18 protein-coding genes are annotated in these 16,270 nt (G+C 65.0%); 12 read left to right on the plus strand and 6 right to left on the minus strand.

Annotation, left to right across the window (positions count from 1 at the left end):
* Positions 1 to 111: 111 nt before the first annotated feature.
* A complete protein-coding gene (locus tag ACQR03_RS10700) occupies positions 112 to 918 on the minus strand; it encodes an AraC family transcriptional regulator (RefSeq protein ID WP_316169164.1) in 807 nt (268 codons plus the stop codon).
* A 62-nt stretch (positions 919 to 980) separates the two neighbouring features.
* Here ACQR03_RS10700 and ACQR03_RS10705 point away from each other — a divergent pair, with 62 nt between their 5' ends.
* The 4 genes from ACQR03_RS10705 (at position 981) to ACQR03_RS10720 (ending at position 4,635) form a co-directional block, all read left to right on the plus strand.
* Entirely contained in the window at positions 981 to 2,174 is a 1,194-nt protein-coding gene (locus ACQR03_RS10705; RefSeq protein WP_434841304.1) for an MFS transporter, read from the plus strand.
* 161 nt (positions 2,175 to 2,335) lie between these two features.
* Positions 2,336 to 3,289, plus strand: coding sequence for a cysteine rich repeat-containing protein (locus tag ACQR03_RS10710; protein WP_316226441.1), 954 nt, complete (start codon positions 2,336 to 2,338; stop codon positions 3,287 to 3,289).
* 149 nt (positions 3,290 to 3,438) lie between these two features.
* The gene (locus tag ACQR03_RS10715) at positions 3,439 to 3,672 is read left to right on the plus strand and encodes a hypothetical protein (RefSeq protein ID WP_315718042.1); all 234 of its coding nucleotides are present in this window, start codon (positions 3,439 to 3,441) and stop codon (positions 3,670 to 3,672) included.
* Between the two features lie 165 nt (positions 3,673 to 3,837).
* Complete coding sequence (locus ACQR03_RS10720) at positions 3,838 to 4,635, plus strand: transporter substrate-binding domain-containing protein (protein WP_315718044.1); 798 nt, start codon at positions 3,838 to 3,840, stop codon at positions 4,633 to 4,635.
* A 79-nt stretch (positions 4,636 to 4,714) separates the two neighbouring features.
* Here the strand turns inward: ACQR03_RS10720 and ACQR03_RS10725 are convergent, their stop codons facing one another.
* The 3 genes from ACQR03_RS10725 to ACQR03_RS10735 form a co-directional block, all read right to left on the minus strand.
* Positions 4,715 to 5,509, minus strand: coding sequence for a substrate-binding domain-containing protein (locus ACQR03_RS10725; RefSeq protein ID WP_315718045.1), 795 nt, complete (start codon positions 5,507 to 5,509; stop codon positions 4,715 to 4,717).
* Between the two features lie 157 nt (positions 5,510 to 5,666).
* Positions 5,667 to 7,154, minus strand: coding sequence for a flavin-containing monooxygenase (locus tag ACQR03_RS10730; protein ID WP_434841303.1), 1,488 nt, complete (start codon positions 7,152 to 7,154; stop codon positions 5,667 to 5,669).
* Between the two features lie 291 nt (positions 7,155 to 7,445).
* A complete protein-coding gene (locus ACQR03_RS10735) occupies positions 7,446 to 7,895 on the minus strand; it encodes a cupin domain-containing protein (protein ID WP_315718048.1) in 450 nt (149 codons plus the stop codon).
* A gap of 131 nt (positions 7,896 to 8,026) precedes the next feature.
* Between ACQR03_RS10735 and ACQR03_RS10740 the strand changes: the two genes are divergently transcribed.
* Entirely contained in the window at positions 8,027 to 9,070 is a 1,044-nt protein-coding gene (locus ACQR03_RS10740) for an AraC family transcriptional regulator (protein WP_315718049.1), read from the plus strand.
* Here ACQR03_RS10740 and ACQR03_RS10745 read toward each other — a convergent pair.
* The gene (locus ACQR03_RS10745) at positions 9,060 to 10,280 is read right to left on the minus strand and encodes a polyhydroxyalkanoate depolymerase (RefSeq protein WP_316169159.1); all 1,221 of its coding nucleotides are present in this window, start codon (positions 10,278 to 10,280) and stop codon (positions 9,060 to 9,062) included. The two genes, ACQR03_RS10740 and ACQR03_RS10745, sit on opposite strands and share 11 nt — an antisense overlap.
* Positions 10,281 to 10,470: 190 nt before the next feature.
* Here ACQR03_RS10745 and ACQR03_RS10750 point away from each other — a divergent pair, with 190 nt between their 5' ends.
* The 3 genes from ACQR03_RS10750 (at position 10,471) to ACQR03_RS10760 (ending at position 12,693) form a co-directional block, all read left to right on the plus strand.
* Positions 10,471 to 11,124, plus strand: a complete 654-nt coding sequence (locus ACQR03_RS10750; RefSeq protein ID WP_434841302.1) for a glutathione S-transferase family protein — start codon at positions 10,471 to 10,473, stop codon at positions 11,122 to 11,124.
* Between the two features lie 349 nt (positions 11,125 to 11,473).
* Positions 11,474 to 11,908, plus strand: a complete 435-nt coding sequence (locus ACQR03_RS10755; protein WP_315718052.1) for a cupin domain-containing protein — start codon at positions 11,474 to 11,476, stop codon at positions 11,906 to 11,908.
* A gap of 308 nt (positions 11,909 to 12,216) precedes the next feature.
* Positions 12,217 to 12,693, plus strand: a complete 477-nt coding sequence (locus ACQR03_RS10760) for an HXXEE domain-containing protein (protein WP_315718053.1) — start codon at positions 12,217 to 12,219, stop codon at positions 12,691 to 12,693.
* Between the two features lie 23 nt (positions 12,694 to 12,716).
* Here the strand turns inward: ACQR03_RS10760 and ACQR03_RS10765 are convergent, their stop codons facing one another.
* Positions 12,717 to 12,989, minus strand: coding sequence for a hypothetical protein (locus ACQR03_RS10765; RefSeq protein WP_315718054.1), 273 nt, complete (start codon positions 12,987 to 12,989; stop codon positions 12,717 to 12,719).
* A gap of 134 nt (positions 12,990 to 13,123) precedes the next feature.
* On the opposite strand from ACQR03_RS10765, the gene ACQR03_RS10770 reads away from it, so the two are divergent.
* The 4 genes from ACQR03_RS10770 (at position 13,124) to ACQR03_RS10785 (ending at position 16,223) form a co-directional block, all read left to right on the plus strand.
* A complete protein-coding gene (locus tag ACQR03_RS10770; protein WP_434841301.1) occupies positions 13,124 to 13,501 on the plus strand; it encodes a hypothetical protein in 378 nt (125 codons plus the stop codon).
* Between the two features lie 78 nt (positions 13,502 to 13,579).
* Positions 13,580 to 14,419 carry an AraC family transcriptional regulator gene (locus ACQR03_RS10775; RefSeq protein ID WP_316169158.1) on the plus strand — a complete coding sequence of 280 codons (840 nt, stop codon included), beginning with the start codon at positions 13,580 to 13,582 and terminating at the stop codon, positions 14,417 to 14,419.
* Between the two features lie 171 nt (positions 14,420 to 14,590).
* Complete coding sequence (locus ACQR03_RS10780) at positions 14,591 to 15,517, plus strand: SMP-30/gluconolactonase/LRE family protein (protein WP_315718056.1); 927 nt, start codon at positions 14,591 to 14,593, stop codon at positions 15,515 to 15,517.
* A gap of 112 nt (positions 15,518 to 15,629) precedes the next feature.
* Entirely contained in the window at positions 15,630 to 16,223 is a 594-nt protein-coding gene (locus tag ACQR03_RS10785) for a GNAT family N-acetyltransferase (protein ID WP_316186792.1), read from the plus strand.
* Positions 16,224 to 16,270: the final 47 nt, after the last annotated feature.

The following is a 16,270-nucleotide window of genomic DNA, read 5'->3' on the forward strand; positions in this document are numbered from 1 at the left end:
TCCCGGAGCGTGATGAAGGCGATGTTACATGGATTTATGGCAAAGCTGGCGACATTCAAACATAACAAATCGTCAACGCCGCCGTCGCGGTGTGCATATGCGGCCGGCGAGTCATGCACCTGTCTGCTCCGCGAATTCGGTCGGAGTGCGGCCGGTGACCTGCCTGAAGGCATGCGAAAACGCCGGTACGCTGGCATAGCCGAGATCGGCGGCGAGCTGCTTGACGGAGAGGTGACGGTCGGTGGACAGCCGCTCGATCGCGGCGGCGATCCGGGCGCGCTGGCACCACGCCTTGAAGCTCAGCCGCGTCTCCGCCGCGAACAGCCGCGACAAAGTGCGGGCCGAGCTGCCGACCTTGCCCGCCAGGGTCGCCAGGTCCTCCTCGCTCGCGGGAGAGGCGAGGACGAGGTGGGCGGCACGTCTCGCGCGCGGATCCTGCGGCAAGGGGATGAAGGTCGAGGAATCCTCGGCGCGGCGCAATTCGAGCAGAGCGAGCCGCACCAGCAGCGCCGTGCGCTCCGGCCCGCCGTCCGCCGCGAACAGCGCCAGGATCGCCTGATGCAGCAGCGGCGACACCTGCACGACGAACTCGCGGTCGAGCCGCGCGCCCCGCGTCTCCCGCTTCAGCCAGTCCAGCTCGAAATACAGCGTCCGCATCTGGCTGTCGGCCAGCATGTCGATGGCGTGGCCATGGCGCGCCGGCACCCAGACCGCGCGGTCCGGTGGCACCAGCCAGCGTCCCCGCGGCGTCGTCACCTGCATCGTGCCGCGCGAGGCGTAGATCAACTGGGATTCACGGTGCATGTGCGGATCGAGCCGCGCACCTTTTTGATAGAGGCGCGCGATCAGATGGACGCCGGGCTCGGTCGTCACCCGGTCGGCGCCGAGCGGCTTCAATGGCGTGTCCACGATGGTCATTGGCGGCTTCTCGTTGGTCGCGTCGACTATAACCGATCCGTCAGGAATCGAGGACAGCTCCCATGAACAGCGCCCGCCGCGTCATCGGCTTCGTCAACGCGGCCCATTTCATCGACCATTATGCGATGCTGATCTTCGCAGCCGCGGTCATCATCATGGGCCCGGCGCTCGGCATGGCCTATGCGGACCTCTTGCCCTATGCGACGCCGGGCTTCATCGCCTTCGGCGCCGGGTCGCTCCTGACCGGCTGGCTCGGCGACCGCTGGAGCCGGCGGCACATGATGCTGATCTTCTATCTCGGCATCGGCTTGTCGATGATCTCGGTCGGCCTGGTGCGGACGCCGTGGCAGCTCGGCGCGGCGCTGCTTTCGATCGGCCTGTTCGCCTCGATCTATCATCCGGTGGGAACGGCGATGCTGGTGTCCTATGCCGACCGGCTCGGCCGCGACATGGGGCTGAACGGCGTGTTCGGAAATCTCGGCGTCGCCTCGTCTGCGCTGGTCACCGGCGTGGTCGGGCAATATCTCGGCTGGCGCTTCGCCTTCATCGTACCCGGGGTGATCACGGTGGCGATCGGCGTGGTATTCGCGCTGGCGGTCGTGCATGAGGACCGCCGCGGATCGAAGCAGGCGGCGGCGCAGGCCCGCGTCGCGCGCGACCAGATGTGGCGCGTGGTGCTGGCGCTGCTGCTGGTGGTGATCGCGATCTCGACGACGTTCAACGCGATCACCGTGGCGCTGCCAAAACTGTTCGCGGAACGGCTGGCGGGGCTGACGCAGAGCCCGGCACTGCTCGGCGTGATCGCGGCCGGTGTCTACGTGTTCGGCGCGATGACGCAGTATACGATCGGCCGGCTGCTCGATCGCCACGCGCTGAAGACGATCGCGCTGCCGCTGTCGCTGGTGCTGGCGCCGCTGCTGTATCTCGCCGCCGACGCGCGCGACTGGGCGCTGATCCTGGCCTCGATCGGCATCGTCATGGGTGCGTTCGGGCAGGTCACCGTCAACGACGCCATGGTCGGCAAGTACACCGCCGAGGAATGGCGTTCGCGCGCCTATGCGGTGCGCTATTTCATCGGCTTCACCGCGGCCGGCGCCTCCGTCGGCCTCGTCGCCTGGCTGTATGAGCGCGGCGGCTTCGTCACCATGCTGCAGGCCTTCGCCGCGCTCTGCCTGGTCGCGGTCATCGCCGCGCTGATCCTGCCGCCGGAGCTTCCGGCGGCGCAGCCGGCGCTGCGGCCGGCGCCGGCGGAGTGAGGATGCGATCCACCCAAATTTTCCCAATTGTCAGGCATCCGCCGCCGGCGCAGCCTGGGCCGATATGCACGTGCGCATACTGATGAGACCCGATTGGCCACCATGCGGGCGGCTGCGCTGGCGACAAGTCATTGAAGCACGACACCATTGAGGATCGACCGATGATCAATCGCTTCAGGAGAATGCTGGTGCTCGGGATGGCCGCGGCGGCCGGCCTTGCAGCAACGCAGGCGCTGGCGCAGAGCGATGCGCAGCGCAACGCGATCAAGTCGGCGTGCCGGTCCGACTACATGGCGAAATGCGCGAGCGTGCCGCCCGGCGGCACGGCGGCGTTCCAATGCCTGCAGAAGAACATCGCGAGCCTGTCCTCATCTTGTCAGACGGCGGTCAAGGCGCTCGAGCCTGCCGCGGAGGCCAAGCCCGCGGCAGAGGCCAAGCCTGCGGCAGAGGTCAAGCCCGCGGCAGAGACCAGGCCCTCGGCGGAGGCCAAGCCGCCGGCGGAAACCAAGCCTGCCGCGGAAGCTAAGCCGGCTTCGGCGCCGTCCGCCCCGGCCAAGCCGGCCGTCGCCGAGGCGAGCAAGCCTCCCGAGCCTCCGAAGTCAGCGGCGCAGCCGGCCGCGGCCGTTGCGGCCGTGCCTACGCAGTCCCCGGCGGCCAAGCCGGCTGCAGCGGCGTCAGCGCCCGCAGCCCAACCGAGCGAGGCGCAGGTGGCCGCGATCCGGAGTGCCTGCGGCTCCGATTACCGCAAGGTCTGCAGCAGCGTGCCGCCGGGCGGCGCCGCGGCGCTGCAATGCCTGGAGCAGAACAAGGCCAAGCTGTCCGCTCCCTGCGCCCAGGCGATGGCGTCTTCGCGCGGCGGCGCCGCGCCGGCGACTGCGGCTGTCGCCGCGCCCGCGGTGACAACCACTGCTGCACCGCCGGCGCTGGTGCTGCGACCGCTGCGGCCGCTCGAGGAGTTGCGCATCGTGAGGGCCGCCTGCGGCGCCGACGCGCGGGCGTTGTGCAGCGGCATCGAGCCGGGTGGCGGTCGAATCGCGCAGTGCCTCGCGGCCAATGCCGGCGCGCTGACGCCTGGCTGCAAGGGCATGCTCGCGCAGTTCGCGGCCAATCGCTGATGCGGAGCGGCTGCCGTCCATGGTTACCATCCGAGATGCATACGAGCGCGATCCACCCAAATTGTCACAATTGTCGGGCGGGGGAGTCCCAGGCAAGGTCGCGACGGGGTGGATATTTGACCAATCAGATCATGATCAGGAGTTTGAAGATGAGCGCCATTGTCTCACGTGCCATTATTTCCACGCTGTGCGGATTGTTCATCCTGGCGGCGATGCCGTTCGTGTCGATGTCGGATGCCAACGCCGTGGTCTGCGCTCGGGGCGTCGTGCGGGCCGGCTGCGCCGGTGCGGCGGGCGCCGTGGTGGTTCGCAAGCCGCCGGTGGCGGCTGCGGCGTGCCGCACGGTCATCGTCAATGGCGTCGCGGTTCGGCGCTGCGTTTAAGCGACGCTTAATCGGTTTTCGGTATCGAGTTATTTGAAACCGTAATTGCGACGCGCAAGTTTTGCGCGTCGCATGCTGCTTTGCGCAAGCGAGGTAAGTTGTATTTAACGGTGCTCCCGGCAAGGTGCGGCTCGTATCCAACCTGCAATCCAATGGGAGAGGGCCATGGCGTTTTGGCGCTGGCTGCGTGACGCAGCCCTGGCAGCTGCGGTAGTCACGTTTGCCGGCAACGCCGCCGGCGCAGCCGGCTTGAAGGAAGAAATCGCGCCGACCGGCAAGCTTCGTGTCGCCATTGCCGTTGGCCCCGCCGGCGGTGCGTTCTGGTGCGTCAAGTCGGACAGCGGCTATTCAGGCGTTCCGGTCGAACTCGGCAAGGCCATGGCCGCGCAGGTCGGTGTGCCCGTCGAGTTCGTCGAGCATCCGAATTCCAATGCGATCACCGATGAAGCTGCTCGGGGCGTCTGGGATGTGGCCTTCATGCCGAAGGACGCGGAGCGCGAAACCAAGGTCTCGTTCGGTCCGGTCTACGATTCGGTCGAGACCACCTTCATCATCCGCGCCGGTCTCGACGTCGCCAACATCGCGGCGCTGGACCAGGCCGGCACCGAGGTAGCGGCCATCAACGACACGACCGTGCTGCGCGGTGCCAAGGCTTTCCTGAAGAAGGCGACCGTCACCGGCTTCAAATCCTACGAGGAAGTCTATGCGCTGCTCAGCGCCGGCGAGATCGACGCGCTCGCGCTGGCGCGCGATCAATTGAATCTCATCGCCAAGCAGATTTCCGGCACCAAGGTGCTCGCCGAGACCTTCAAGAAGACGGACACCGCGGTCGCGGTGCCGCTGAAGCATCCGCAGTCGCTGGCCTTCGTCACCAAGTTCATGACGGATTCCAAGGCGAACGGTCTGCTCAAGAAGGCCTACGGCGCCAACAATCTGAGCGAGTCGACTTTGCTCACCCAGTAAGCGCACCCGACGCTGCTTGGCCGACTCTCCCACGCCACCGGCGGGGGAGAGCCATCGTCTCAGCCGGCACGCTTCATCGTCAGTTCGGCGCCCGCCTCACAATCGGATCGAGGCCGCTTTCCGCGATGACGTGACGCGCGTCCGGTGATTGCAGGAACTTGATGAGCGCCTCGCCGGCCTCCGGCTCCTTGGCGGCCGTAGCGATGCCGGCGGAGAACACGGTGATCTTCTGCAGTCCGGCCGGCAGCGGCCCGACGATGTCGATGCCCTTCACCGGCTTGAGCTCGCTGATCTGCTGAAAGCCGATCTCCGCTTCGCCCTGGGCGACGATCTCGCCGACGGGAGTGGCCGGAATCATCCGCGCCTTGCCTTTCATCTCGTCCTTGATGCCAAGCTTGTCGAACATCTCGGTGGAGACGTAGACGCCGCTCGCGCTGTCCGAATAGGCGATGGTCTTGGCGGCGATCAGCATGCGTCTCACGGCTTCCGCGTTCGAAATATCGGGATGCGGCGTCCCCGACTTGACCGCGACGCCGATCGGCGAGTTGGCGAGGTCCGCGCGGCTATCCGGCGTCACCTTGCCCTTGGTGGTGAGATCGCTGAGTGCGTAGCCCACCATGATGAGGACATCGGCAGGTTCGCCGCGCTCGAGGCGAACGGGAATCGCATTCGTGGTTGTTCCCATCGACGGGCCGTAGGCAATCGTGACCTTGTGACCCGAGCGCCGCTCGAATTCCGGCACCAGGGATTTGAACGCAGCGGTCATGCCGCCGGAGATCATGACGTGGACTTCTGCGGCTTGGGCCGCGGTGGTCAGGAGGAACGCGGCCGAAGCGGCGAGACCGATGGTGCGGAGATGGGTCGAGAGGATCATGGCAGGCTCCGAGGCGAACGGCTGGAGGCCGGGGCGCCTTGGATAGCCCGACTGTGTCGGGAAGGCCAGCGCTCCACAGGGCCGGCCATCCCTCTGCAATGCGTCGCGCTTGCGGCGTCACTGTGTCTGCAGCGCGGCGAGACTGTTCGCCGCCACCTCAGCCGGCCTGATAGGCCGGCGCGGATGCGAGGAAGTCGTTATACGCGTCCGCATCGGGCGGCGTGAACATCTCGGCGAATGGATTGCGCCGTCGGCGCTGAGCGCCGATGTCGGCAAGCAGTTCATCGAAATGCTTGAAGTGGTAGGGCGCGACGCAAAGTCCGCCATACACGCCCGCGGCAGGGCGCTCGATCCGCTTGAAATGCAGCATCATCTCGATGTTGTCGCGCATCTCGCGCTCGCTCGGTTGATGCGCCAGCTGTTTGTCGGCATACCGCACCAGCCAGTTGGCGGCCATGTCCGCACAGAGCACGGTGCAGAAGCTCGAATTGAAGCCGACGAATCCCATGTCGGGAAGATCGGGATTGGCGATCAGCCGATAGAGCCGGTACTGCCCGTCCGGATCGACCAGTCTGGCGCGGTCGGCATCCGACAGAAACGGGACCCCGAGCTTGTAGCCGATGGCGAGGATCGCGACGTCGGCCGGAATTCGTTCGCCGCCGCTGGTCACGATGGTGTTCGGCTCGTAATGGCCGAAGGTGCCGTAGACGGCCTTGATCCGGCCGTCTGCGACCATCGGGAAGAAGTCGGGCGTCGCGATCGGGACTGAGCAGTTCACGCCGTCCTCGATCCTGCCCTTCGGCACCATGTTGCATTTGGCGAGCTTCAACTGCATCTTGAGCAGGCTTTCCAGGCCGCGCCAATTGGCCCAGACGAGCGGCTTGGCCAGCAGATGGGCAAGGCGCGAGAGCGGGCCCATGCCCCAGCTTGGGAACATCTGCTCCTGGGCGCGGATATAGAGGATGCGCTTGAAGTTGATCAGACCGCCGATGAAGTAGGGAATGCGCCACACCGCTTCACGAAGCACGATCGTGACCGAGCGCGCGCCGGAGCGCACGGCGTTGACCGCGATGTCGGTTGCCGATTTCGAGCCGCCGAGGACCACCACGTCGCGCCCCTTCGTGAGCGCGGCATCGTTGTATTTCGAGGAATGCAGGATCAAGCCGCCGGCGGCCGCGAATTGATCTTCGCCGCCAAGCGACAACGTCTGCGGCTCGTTGAACTGACCGGTGCAGACGGCGACGAAATCGAAATCCTCCCGGCGCGTCCGGTCTCCTGTTTTGAGGTCGAGGCTCCATCCAGGCTTGCCGTCACTGCGGCGCTGCATCGCAAGCACGGTCGTGTTCAACCGCATCAGGCGGATGAGGTCGTGGGATTTCGCGTAGTCGGCAAGATAGGCATGGACCTGCGGTCCCTTCGGCCATTCGGGGTAGTGATCCGGCATCGCCTTGTCGGTGTAGCGATAGAGCTCCTTGGGGCTCTGCGTCTGCACGTCGGGATAGGACCGCGCGGGCTCCCAGACGCCGCCGAGATCGACGCTCCGCTCGACGATGGTGACGTCGTGCCCGCGGGCGGTGAATGCTTTGGCTGCAGCCAGGCCGGAGACGCCGGCGCCGATCACACAGACATTCTTTCGGCTGATCATGGGACCTCCTTGTTGTCGAGCGCGCAGCCGCGTTCGGGCGGCATTCGCCCGCCGCGCTGCAGAAGCCCGCGAGAGTTTGATGGTGACGAAGGTCGCCCGGCGCGACCGAGGCGTGCGATGCCGACGGATGGGGCAGCATCGAAATCAGGGCGAGAAGGATCTCGCCGATCGCATCTCGTTCGAGCGCAGCCGCTGCTCATGCCGCAGGCGCACGGAGCCGATAGCGATGATCGCGCGCCGTTCGTACCGCAACAAAAGGGCGGGGGCGCCCGCTGGGGCCCGCGCTGCCGCCTAGTCGTTGGCCTCCGGGGGCAGGAAGTCGACCTCGTGTTCCGCCGAGATCCGCACCACTTCGGCTGGGTCGGCGAGATTGTCGAGCATGTTGAACAGCGCTTCCAGCTTCTGCATCGGGGAGACCCAGAACAGCGCGCGCGCCGGCTTGTCGGATTTGTTGAAGTAGCCATGCGGAATGCCGCGCGGCATGCGCACGAGGTCGCCGGCATTCGCCTTGACCCAGACGCCGTCGAGCTTGAGGTCGAGGACGCCTTCCTGCACCAGGATGAACTCGTCCTGGGTGGGATGAACGTGAACCGGCACGAACTGCCCGGGCTCGCTGTTGGTCTCGAAGGCGAACGTGGAGTCGGTGACGGCTTTCGGATAATAGAGCTGACCCAGGATATTCCAGGTCTTGCCGGCATAGCCGGTACCTGCGCGCGTGATGCCTTTTTCGAGTGTGATCATGGCGGATCTCCTTGCTGCACGCGTGGGAGGATCAAGCCGGGGCGACGCCGAGTCTATCCAGAAAACGAATCCCTCGACGTCAGTTGCTAATTATTATAGGTTTCAAACGATCTCGACGGGCGACGTAGGCCATGACTGCAGATGCAGCCGCTGATCGTAGTTGGAAGTCTCCGGCTGTGCCGCGGCTTACAGCCTATGGCCGTGTTGCAACGCACGATGTCGATGAGGCGGCTGAACAAATAGGCCGCATCTTCTGTCCGCATGGGCTGCAACCGGAGGCGGATACTGCGCGCGATTTCCTCGCTCTGCATAATTGCGCGGCATTCGATGGCTTTTCCATCAACTACGTCGCCTATGGCGGTGCGGTAACCATCGATCCGGGCTGTCTCGACCGCTTCTTTCTGCTGCAGCTCCCGCTGGCGGGGACCGCGCGGGTCTTTGCCGGGGCCGGCGAGGTCGCGACGGCGCCAGACCATGCGGCATCACTGCTGTCGCCGACATTGCCCACGCGGATGGTCTGGGACGCTTGCGCTCAGTTGATCCTGTTGCTCGACCGCCGTCTCGTGGAACAGCGCGCAGCAGCGCTGTCCGGGCGCGCGGTGCAACCGATCGAATTCGATCCCGCAATCGCGTTGTCGGGATGTCCTGGCTCGCGGCTCCGGGCTCACATGCTCGGGCTCGCGGACCTCGCCGAGCGTCTCGGCGGTGGGCGCGGCCTGCCACCGGTTGCGGCAGCCAATTGGCGCGAGACGCTGCTGGACATTCTGTTCGAGCAGCCCGGCAATGGCCTGGCGGAAGCGATCAGGCTGCATTCCGGCCGGGTCGAGACATTGCCGCAGGCCGTCCGCCGGGCGCGTGATCTTCTGGCAGCGCACGCAGCCGAACCGCTCGATCTGGCGCAACTTGCGGCGTCGTCAGGCGTGGGGATCCGGGCGCTGCAGGGCGGCTTTCGCCGCCATTTCGGGATGTCGATCTCCGACATGCTGCTCGACATCCGGCTGGCGCGGCTCAATGCGCAATTGATGGCGGCTCCACCGGAGGCGCGGATCATCGACATCGCCTTCGACCTTGGCTTCACCCATCTCGGGCGGATGGCGGGGGCCTATCGCAACAAGTTCGGGGAGGCGCCGTCGGCCACGCTGCAACGCGTGCAGCGCGGTCGCTTCACGAATTGACGTGCACGAAATCCCGCAGCAGCGGATAGATCTCGTTATTCCACTTCTTGCCGCTGAACACGCCGTAATGGCCGACGCCGGCCTGCATGTGATGGACGCGGCGATAGGCGCGCACATTGGTGCAGATGTCCTGCGCCGAGAGCGTCTGGCCGATCGAGCAGATGTCGTCACGCTCGCCCTCGACCGTCATCAGGCCGATGCGCCGGACTGCCTTCGGGTCGACGGGACGGCCGCGATGCATCAGTCTGCCTTGCGGCAGCAGATGCTCTTGGAAAACGTCGCGCACCGTCTCGATGTAGAACTCCGCCGGCAGATCCATCACCGCGAAGTACTCGTCGTAGAAGGTCTTGATCGTTTCGGCCTTCTCGACCTCGCCTTTGGCGAGATGGTTGGCGAGATCCATGTGCTGCTTGACGTGGCGCTCGAGATTCATCGAGACGAAGGCCGTGAGCTGCACGAAGCCCGGATAGACCTTTCGGAAGGCGCCCCTGCATTGAAAGGGCACGTAGTGGATCAGGTTGTCCTCGAACCAGTCGATCGGCTTGCTCTTGGCGAACTCGTTGACCTTGGTCGGCTGGATCCGCGTGTCGATCGGTCCGGCCATCAAGGTCAAGGTGGCGGGGCGCGACGGATGGTCGTCCTCGCACATCACGGCGGTGGCCGCGAGTGCCGACACCGACGGTTGGCAGATCGCGACCATGTGCGGCCGCGGACCGAGCTGGCTGAGAAAACTGATGAGATGATCGGTGTAATCTTCCAGACCGAAGCGGCCGTGATCGCGCGGGATGTCTCGCGGATTGTGCCAGTCTGTGATATAGACGTCGTGATCCTGCAGTAGCGTCTTCACGGTGCCGCGCAGCAGGGTGGCGAAATGGCCGGACATTGGCGCGACAAGCAGCACCTTGGGCTGCTCCGGCGCAGCGTCCTTCTTGAAGTGCAGGAGCGAGCCGAACGGCGTCTTGAACGTGACCTCTTCGGTGACGGCGAGTTCGCGGTTGCCGACCATTACGCTATCGATGCCATACGCCGGGCGGGCGTAGGTCAAGGCTGAGCGGGAGATCAGCTCGAGCGCGGCGGACAGACGCCGCATGGCGCGGCTGGATAGCCCTGATGGGATCAGGTTGAGATAGCGCATGGCGGCTGCCGCGCTCTGGCGCCACGGCTCGGTCAGGTCCATGTGGTTCTGATAGGCTTGGTACAGCAGCGCCATCGCGTCCGATCCATTACATGCATTGCTGTATGCAATATCGGAGCCAGAACGGCCGAGTCTTGCCTGAAAAACTGGCATGTCGCTTGCTCGATGATATCTCCGACGTATCCGGCTCCGCGCATGATGCCGGTCGCACGAGCGGCACGATGGGCGAACGACAAACGACAATGCGGCAAGAGGGTAGGGCGACATGGCCAAAGCGACGTTGACCATCAGCAGCAAGAATTACTCGTCGTGGTCGCTGCGCGGCTGGCTGCTCGCCAGGTTTGCCGGACTGGATTTTGACGAGGTGATCGTCGGTCCGGACGACGCATCGGCTCGCGCCGAGATCCTGCTGCTGTCGTCCTCGATCCTGGTGCCGTGCCTGCGCCACGATGGTGCGACGATCTGGGATACGCTGGCGATCGGCGAGTACCTCAACGAGACCTTTCCGGAGGCGGGCCTGCTGCCAGCCGACCGCATCCAGCGCGCGCATTGCCGCTCGATTTCGGGCGAGATCCATTCTGGCTTCACGACCCTGCGGGCGTCGCTGCCGGTCAATCTCAAGGGCCACTTTCCGGGCTTCACGGTCTGGACGCGGGCGCAGGCCGACATCGATCGCATCTGGGCGATCTGGCGCGACTGCCTGGACATATCCGGCGGCCCATTTCTGTTCGGCCAGCGTGGCATGGCGGATGCGATGTATGCGCCGGTGGTGACGCGCTTCGTGACTTATGACGTGAAGCTCGAGCCGCGGCTCAGGGCCTATGCCGACCTGATCATGGCGATGCCGGAGATGCAGCAATGGATCGAGGCCGCCAAGGCCGAGCCCGAGGAGATCGAGGAGCTGGAGGTCGAGTACTAGGTGTTCTGCCGTCAGCGGCGCGTGCCCGCGGCCCTTTGCAGCCGCGGCTCCAGCGAGAACGGCTCACGCCGCGGGCAGCGGCTGCTCAATTTGAAGCCGGATTTGCGTCTTCTCGGCGCGTGGCGCGAGCTGTCAGCACGTCACCATTGCCGTGTGGCGTCGGCCAAAACCCGGTTGTTGGCAATCAGTTCGCCTCGCGATGCCGCCCTGGCCTACCGATCTCTGCGTTGCAGACAGAGCGTGGCGTGGTTTTCGCATGGCACAATCCGCTTTCGGACGTGGTGGCCGCTGTGGCCGATCGATGGGCCGCAACGGTCGCCGATGTCGCGATCAACCGGTGGAGGCCGTCATGAACCAGCATGCAGTGGTGACCAAGTTCTCGCACGTGAAGCCCGAGGACACCGACTACAAGGGCGGTGGGTTGCGCGACTTCTTCCTGTACCGCGATCTCGGCATCGCCGACGCCACCGGCGGCCAGGTGATCTGCCACCTCGTCAAGGCCAATCCGGATTGTCCGCCGGTGGATGGCACAGGTTGGCATCGCCATGATTGCGATTTCCAGATCGTCATCATGATGAAGGGCTGGGCCCGCTTCATGTACGAGGACAAGCCGACCCTGGTGAAGGCCGGCGACGTCGTGCACCAGCGTCCCGGCATCGTGCACTACCTCTACGATTATTCCCCTGACATGGAATATATGGAGATCGTCAGCCCGGCCGACTTCAAGACGGTCGAGATGCCGCCGGCGACCGACAACGTGCCGCCGGTCACGCCCTGGACCTGAGCGCCAGATCTCCTTCTCCGTTAGTCTTTGGCATCCGGTTGCGGCAAGCGGCCGGAGGCTTCCCCTCACGATGTGGTGGGTCGTCTCCGATGTGTCCGACATCTAGCGTGAACAGATCGCGCACCAGATGCGGCATCCGATTCGGACGCGATTCGTTCCAGCAGCGTTCCAAGGATTAAGACTGCAAGGAAGCGCCGTCGCATTTTGAAACACGGCACGCGCGCTGCCTTTTTCGCGCCTGGGTGCTCTACATTGCCCCTTGCGACCGGTCTGGCGCCGGTCCATCACCCGCGAGGGGAGCATCGATCATGACATTGACCACATTGGCTTGGCTCGCGCTCGCGGCCTACGGCGCGCATATTCTCGAGGAATACACGTTCGATTGGCGCAATTGGGCGCGGACGGTGATGAAGCTGCCGGTCGAGTGGAGCGACTTCTACGTGACGAACGCGCTGGTGGTCGTGCTCGGCGCGGTGCAGGCAGAGCTTGCCGAGACGTGGCCGCCGGCCGCGCTCACCTACGCGGCGCTGATGATCATCAACGCCGTCTTCTTCCACATCCTGCCGTTCCTGCGCAGCGGAGGCAGATTCTCGCCGGGGCTGGCGACGGCGCTGATTCTGTTCTTTCCGATTGCAATTGCGATGTGGCGGCGAGCGTGGGGTGACGGTGTGCTCGACGTTGGAACGGCTGCCCTCGCGATCGTCGCCGGCTCGCTGCTGATGGCCTATCCGGTCGTGATGCTCAATCTGCGTTCAAAACCATATTTTCGGCAAGACCGGCCCTGAGCAGAACTCAGGGCCCGGCATGATCAATAAGACGAAGCGCGATCGGCAACGAAGCTCGGCTGCGGACGGCGTCCATTGCGCTCGTCAAATCGCGCGCGCGGGAACCGCCAGCCGATGACGGTGGCTTCGAGCGCGCCGCCGGATTCCTTGTTGTGCCATTTGCCATCAATGTAGAAGCAGGGGAACGGCAGTTGATAGGTGCCGCTGTGATCCTCGCACAGCACCTCGACCGTCTGTCCGGGCGGCGGCTCACCGCTGCCGTCGAATTGCGCCAGCCGTTTTTCGCGCGTAGCCATTCTGTCCATCTCCCTAAAAACGGGTCCCAGCCGGAACTTCAATGCGCGATTGAGGTCTCAGTATGGTATCAATCAGGAAACTCCGTCAGTTCCACGCAAAATCATGTGTTGGGCAAGCCAATGAGAAAATTGTGATGCGAAAATTCATTGCCGCGCGAATGATCTTTGCCGCGAGCGCGCTCGCGACAGGTGTGAGTTCTGCCGGACATGCGCAGGATATTCCGGGCATCGAAATCTGCACTGCAGAAAAGGCGATGGATCGACGGACATCATGTCTGCAGAGCAATATCGATTTCCTGCAGAAGACGATGACCAAGCAATCGCTCGATCAGCAGCAGAAGCTCGATGCGGCGAATCGGCAGATCCAGGCGCTGAAGGCTGCGCTGATCTCGCAGCAGGGCCTGATCGACGAACTCAAGGCGTCGCAGGCGAAACTTGCGGACGAGCTGAGGAAGAAGGCCGATGCGCCGGCCGCCAAGGACGCGGCGCCGGCGAAGCCGGCCGGCAAATAGCACGGCCCGCAGCGCAACAACGATCAAGCGCATGTGGATCTCCGCGCGCAGGATCGGGCGCTTCGATAGGAGAGAGGCGTGTCCACCAACCCGGCCCAGAAAGCGCTCTGGTTCATCGAGAGCCATCTGTCGGCGCCATTGACGCTGGATGAGGTCGCGGCCATCGCCGGCGTGTCGCGCTTCCACATCGTGCGCGCGTTCGCGGCGGCGACCGGCGTCTCGGTGATGCGCTATGTCAGGCTGCGCCGTCTCAGCGAGGCGGCACGGGCTCTGGCCTCTGGCGCACCCGACATTCTCAGTCTCGCGCTCGAGGCTGACTACGGCTCCCACGAAGCGTTCACGCGCGCGTTCCGCGACCAGTTCGGCGTCACGCCGGAAGCGGTGCGCGCCCGTGCGCGCCTCGATGGCCTCGCACTGCAGGAGCCGATCCTGATGGACCAGACCCCGCTCGATGATCTCGCCGCCCCACGCTTCGTCACCGCGCAGCCGCTGCTCGTCGCCGGCCTCGGCGACCGCGTCAGCGTCGACAATGGCGCCGGCATCCCGGCCTTGTGGCGTCGCTTCAACGAGATCGTGGACGAGGTTCCGGCGCGCCGCGGCGTGGTGGCTTATGGCGTGTGCTGCAACGGCGACGATGCCGGCAATTTCGACTATATCGCGGGCGTCGAGGTGGCCGATTTTTCCGACCTGCCTCGGACCTTCAGCCGCGTGCGGGTTCCGGCGGCGACGTTCGCCGTGTTCACGCATTCCGGCCACGTCTCGTCGATCCGCCGCACTGTACACACGATCTGGAATCGCTGGTTGCCGCAGTCGGGCTATGAGGTCGCCGATGCGCCGAACTTCGAGCGCTATGATCGGCGTTTCGACCCGCTCACCGGCAATGGCGGCCTGGAAATCTGGCTGCCGGTGATCCGCTAAACATCGCGCGCGGTACCAACTTGCGTCGACACGCTGCAAGCGTCTCCCTCAGCAGGGCTGCTCTGCGGTCTCGCGCTCAGCCGCTTGCTTGGCAAGCCGTGCCGGCTTTGCGATAACTCACGCCTAACAACCATGCGCCGCAGCGCGGCGACGAAAGCGGGAGGTCGTCCGATGTCCGACATGCGCGTGCTCGCCACAGATCTGGAATTTCCGGAAGGGCCCGTGGTGATGCCCGACGGCTCGGTGGTGCTGGTCGAGATCCGCGGCAAGCGCCTGACGCGGGTGTTTCCCGACGGCCGCAAGGAGATCGTGGCGCAGATTCCGGGCGGGCCGAACGGCGCAGCCCTCGGGCCCGACGGCAAGATCTACATCTGCAACAATGGCGGCTTTTCCTGGATTCCGACCGGCAAGATGATCATGCCGGGCCCACAGCCCGAGGACTATCTCGGCGGCTCGATCCAGCGCGTCGATCTGCAGAGCGGCACGATCGAGACCGTCGTCAGCCGCTGCGGCGAGCACGCGCTGCGCGGGCCGAACGATCTGGTGTTCGACCGTCACGGCGGCCTGTGGTTCTCGGACCTCGGCAAACGCCGCGCCCGCGACATGGACGTCGGCGCGTTCTATTACCTCAAGCCCGGCATGAGCGAGATCGTCGAGGCCGTCCACGGCATTCTGCCGGCCAACGGCATCGGGCTATCGCCGGACGAGAAGACGGTCTACATCGCGGAGACGCCGACCGCGCGTCTCTGGGCCTACGATCTCGCCGAGCCCGGCACGGTGAAGCCGCGCGAGGTGATCTATCGCGGCGAGCGCGGCCGCCCGATCGCGGGGCTCGGAGGCTACCAGATGTTCGATTCGCTCGCGGTCGAGGCGAACGGCAATGTCTGCGTCGCCACGCTGGTGACCGGCTGCATCAGCGTGATCGCGCCCGACGGCACGCTGGTCGAGCAGGTGCCGACCGGTGACCGCGTCACGACGAACATCGCCTTCGGTGGTCCCGAGCTGAAGACGGCCTACATCACGCTGTCGGGCAGGGGTGAGCTGGTGGCGATGGACTGGCCACGACCGGGCCTGGCGCTGAATTTTCTGAACAAGTGACGCTCTACGTGATAGTTCCGTCATCGCGAGCGTCAGCGAAGCCATCGGGAGCGGCACATGCGACTCTGGATTGCTTCGTCGCTTGCTCTCCTCGCAATGACGGACACTGCTGATGCCCTTTCTTGAACCAGTCACCCTTCGCGGCCCGCATGCGAGCCTTGTGCCGCTGTCGGCGGACCATCACGACGCGCTGGTCGAGGCCGTCAGTGACGGCGAATTGTGGAAGCTGTGGTACACCGCAGTTCCGAAACCCGAGACCATGGCCAAGGAGATCGAGCGGAGGCTCGGCCTGTTCGCCACAGGAAGCATGCTTCCGTTCACGGTGCTCGATGCCGACGGCCGTGTCGCCGGCATGACCACCTACATGAACGTCGATGCCGCCAACCGCCGCGTCGAGATCGGCTCGACCTGGTATGCGAAACGGGTGCAGCGCAGCGCGCTCAACACGCAGTGCAAGCGGCTGCTGCTGGCGCACGCCTTCGAGGCGATGGACTGTATCGCCGTCGAGTTCCGCACCCATTTCTTCAACCACCAGAGCCGGCGCGCCATCGAGCGGCTCGGCGCCAAGCAGGACGGCATTTTGCGCAGCCACCAGATCGCGCCGAACGGCACGCTGCGGGATACCGTCGTCTACAGCATCACCGCGGCCGAATGGCCGACCGTGAAGGCGCATCTCGACTACCAATTGAATGACAAGCCGCGCTGACCGCGCTATGGCCGCTTGCCGCCTCGCGCGGCTGATGATGACGAGAC

Origin of the sequence: Bradyrhizobium sp. HKCCYLS3070, from assembly GCF_051167575.1 — a bacterium.
GTDB lineage: Bacteria > Pseudomonadota > Alphaproteobacteria > Rhizobiales > Xanthobacteraceae > Bradyrhizobium.

What these genes read in the sequence shown, in the direction of transcription:
- ACQR03_RS10700 (WP_316169164.1), bottom strand. Translation starts at nt 918, where the DNA reads ATGACCATCGTGGACACGCCATTGAAGCCGCTCGGCGCCGACCGGGTG.
- ACQR03_RS10705 (WP_434841304.1), top strand. Translation starts at nt 981, where the DNA reads ATGAACAGCGCCCGCCGCGTCATCGGCTTCGTCAACGCGGCCCATTTC.
- ACQR03_RS10710 (WP_316226441.1), top strand. Translation starts at nt 2,336, where the DNA reads ATGATCAATCGCTTCAGGAGAATGCTGGTGCTCGGGATGGCCGCGGCG.
- ACQR03_RS10715 (WP_315718042.1), top strand. Translation starts at nt 3,439, where the DNA reads ATGAGCGCCATTGTCTCACGTGCCATTATTTCCACGCTGTGCGGATTG.
- ACQR03_RS10720 (WP_315718044.1), top strand. Translation starts at nt 3,838, where the DNA reads ATGGCGTTTTGGCGCTGGCTGCGTGACGCAGCCCTGGCAGCTGCGGTA.
- ACQR03_RS10725 (WP_315718045.1), bottom strand. Translation starts at nt 5,509, where the DNA reads ATGATCCTCTCGACCCATCTCCGCACCATCGGTCTCGCCGCTTCGGCC.
- ACQR03_RS10730 (WP_434841303.1), bottom strand. Translation starts at nt 7,154, where the DNA reads ATGATCAGCCGAAAGAATGTCTGTGTGATCGGCGCCGGCGTCTCCGGC.
- ACQR03_RS10735 (WP_315718048.1), bottom strand. Translation starts at nt 7,895, where the DNA reads ATGATCACACTCGAAAAAGGCATCACGCGCGCAGGTACCGGCTATGCC.
- ACQR03_RS10740 (WP_315718049.1), top strand. Translation starts at nt 8,027, where the DNA reads ATGACTGCAGATGCAGCCGCTGATCGTAGTTGGAAGTCTCCGGCTGTG.
- ACQR03_RS10745 (WP_316169159.1), bottom strand. Translation starts at nt 10,280, where the DNA reads ATGGCGCTGCTGTACCAAGCCTATCAGAACCACATGGACCTGACCGAG.
- ACQR03_RS10750 (WP_434841302.1), top strand. Translation starts at nt 10,471, where the DNA reads ATGGCCAAAGCGACGTTGACCATCAGCAGCAAGAATTACTCGTCGTGG.
- ACQR03_RS10755 (WP_315718052.1), top strand. Translation starts at nt 11,474, where the DNA reads ATGAACCAGCATGCAGTGGTGACCAAGTTCTCGCACGTGAAGCCCGAG.
- ACQR03_RS10760 (WP_315718053.1), top strand. Translation starts at nt 12,217, where the DNA reads ATGACATTGACCACATTGGCTTGGCTCGCGCTCGCGGCCTACGGCGCG.
- ACQR03_RS10765 (WP_315718054.1), bottom strand. Translation starts at nt 12,989, where the DNA reads ATGGCTACGCGCGAAAAACGGCTGGCGCAATTCGACGGCAGCGGTGAG.
- ACQR03_RS10770 (WP_434841301.1), top strand. Translation starts at nt 13,124, where the DNA reads ATGCGAAAATTCATTGCCGCGCGAATGATCTTTGCCGCGAGCGCGCTC.
- ACQR03_RS10780 (WP_315718056.1), top strand. Translation starts at nt 14,591, where the DNA reads ATGTCCGACATGCGCGTGCTCGCCACAGATCTGGAATTTCCGGAAGGG.
- ACQR03_RS10785 (WP_316186792.1), top strand. Translation starts at nt 15,630, where the DNA reads ATGCCCTTTCTTGAACCAGTCACCCTTCGCGGCCCGCATGCGAGCCTT.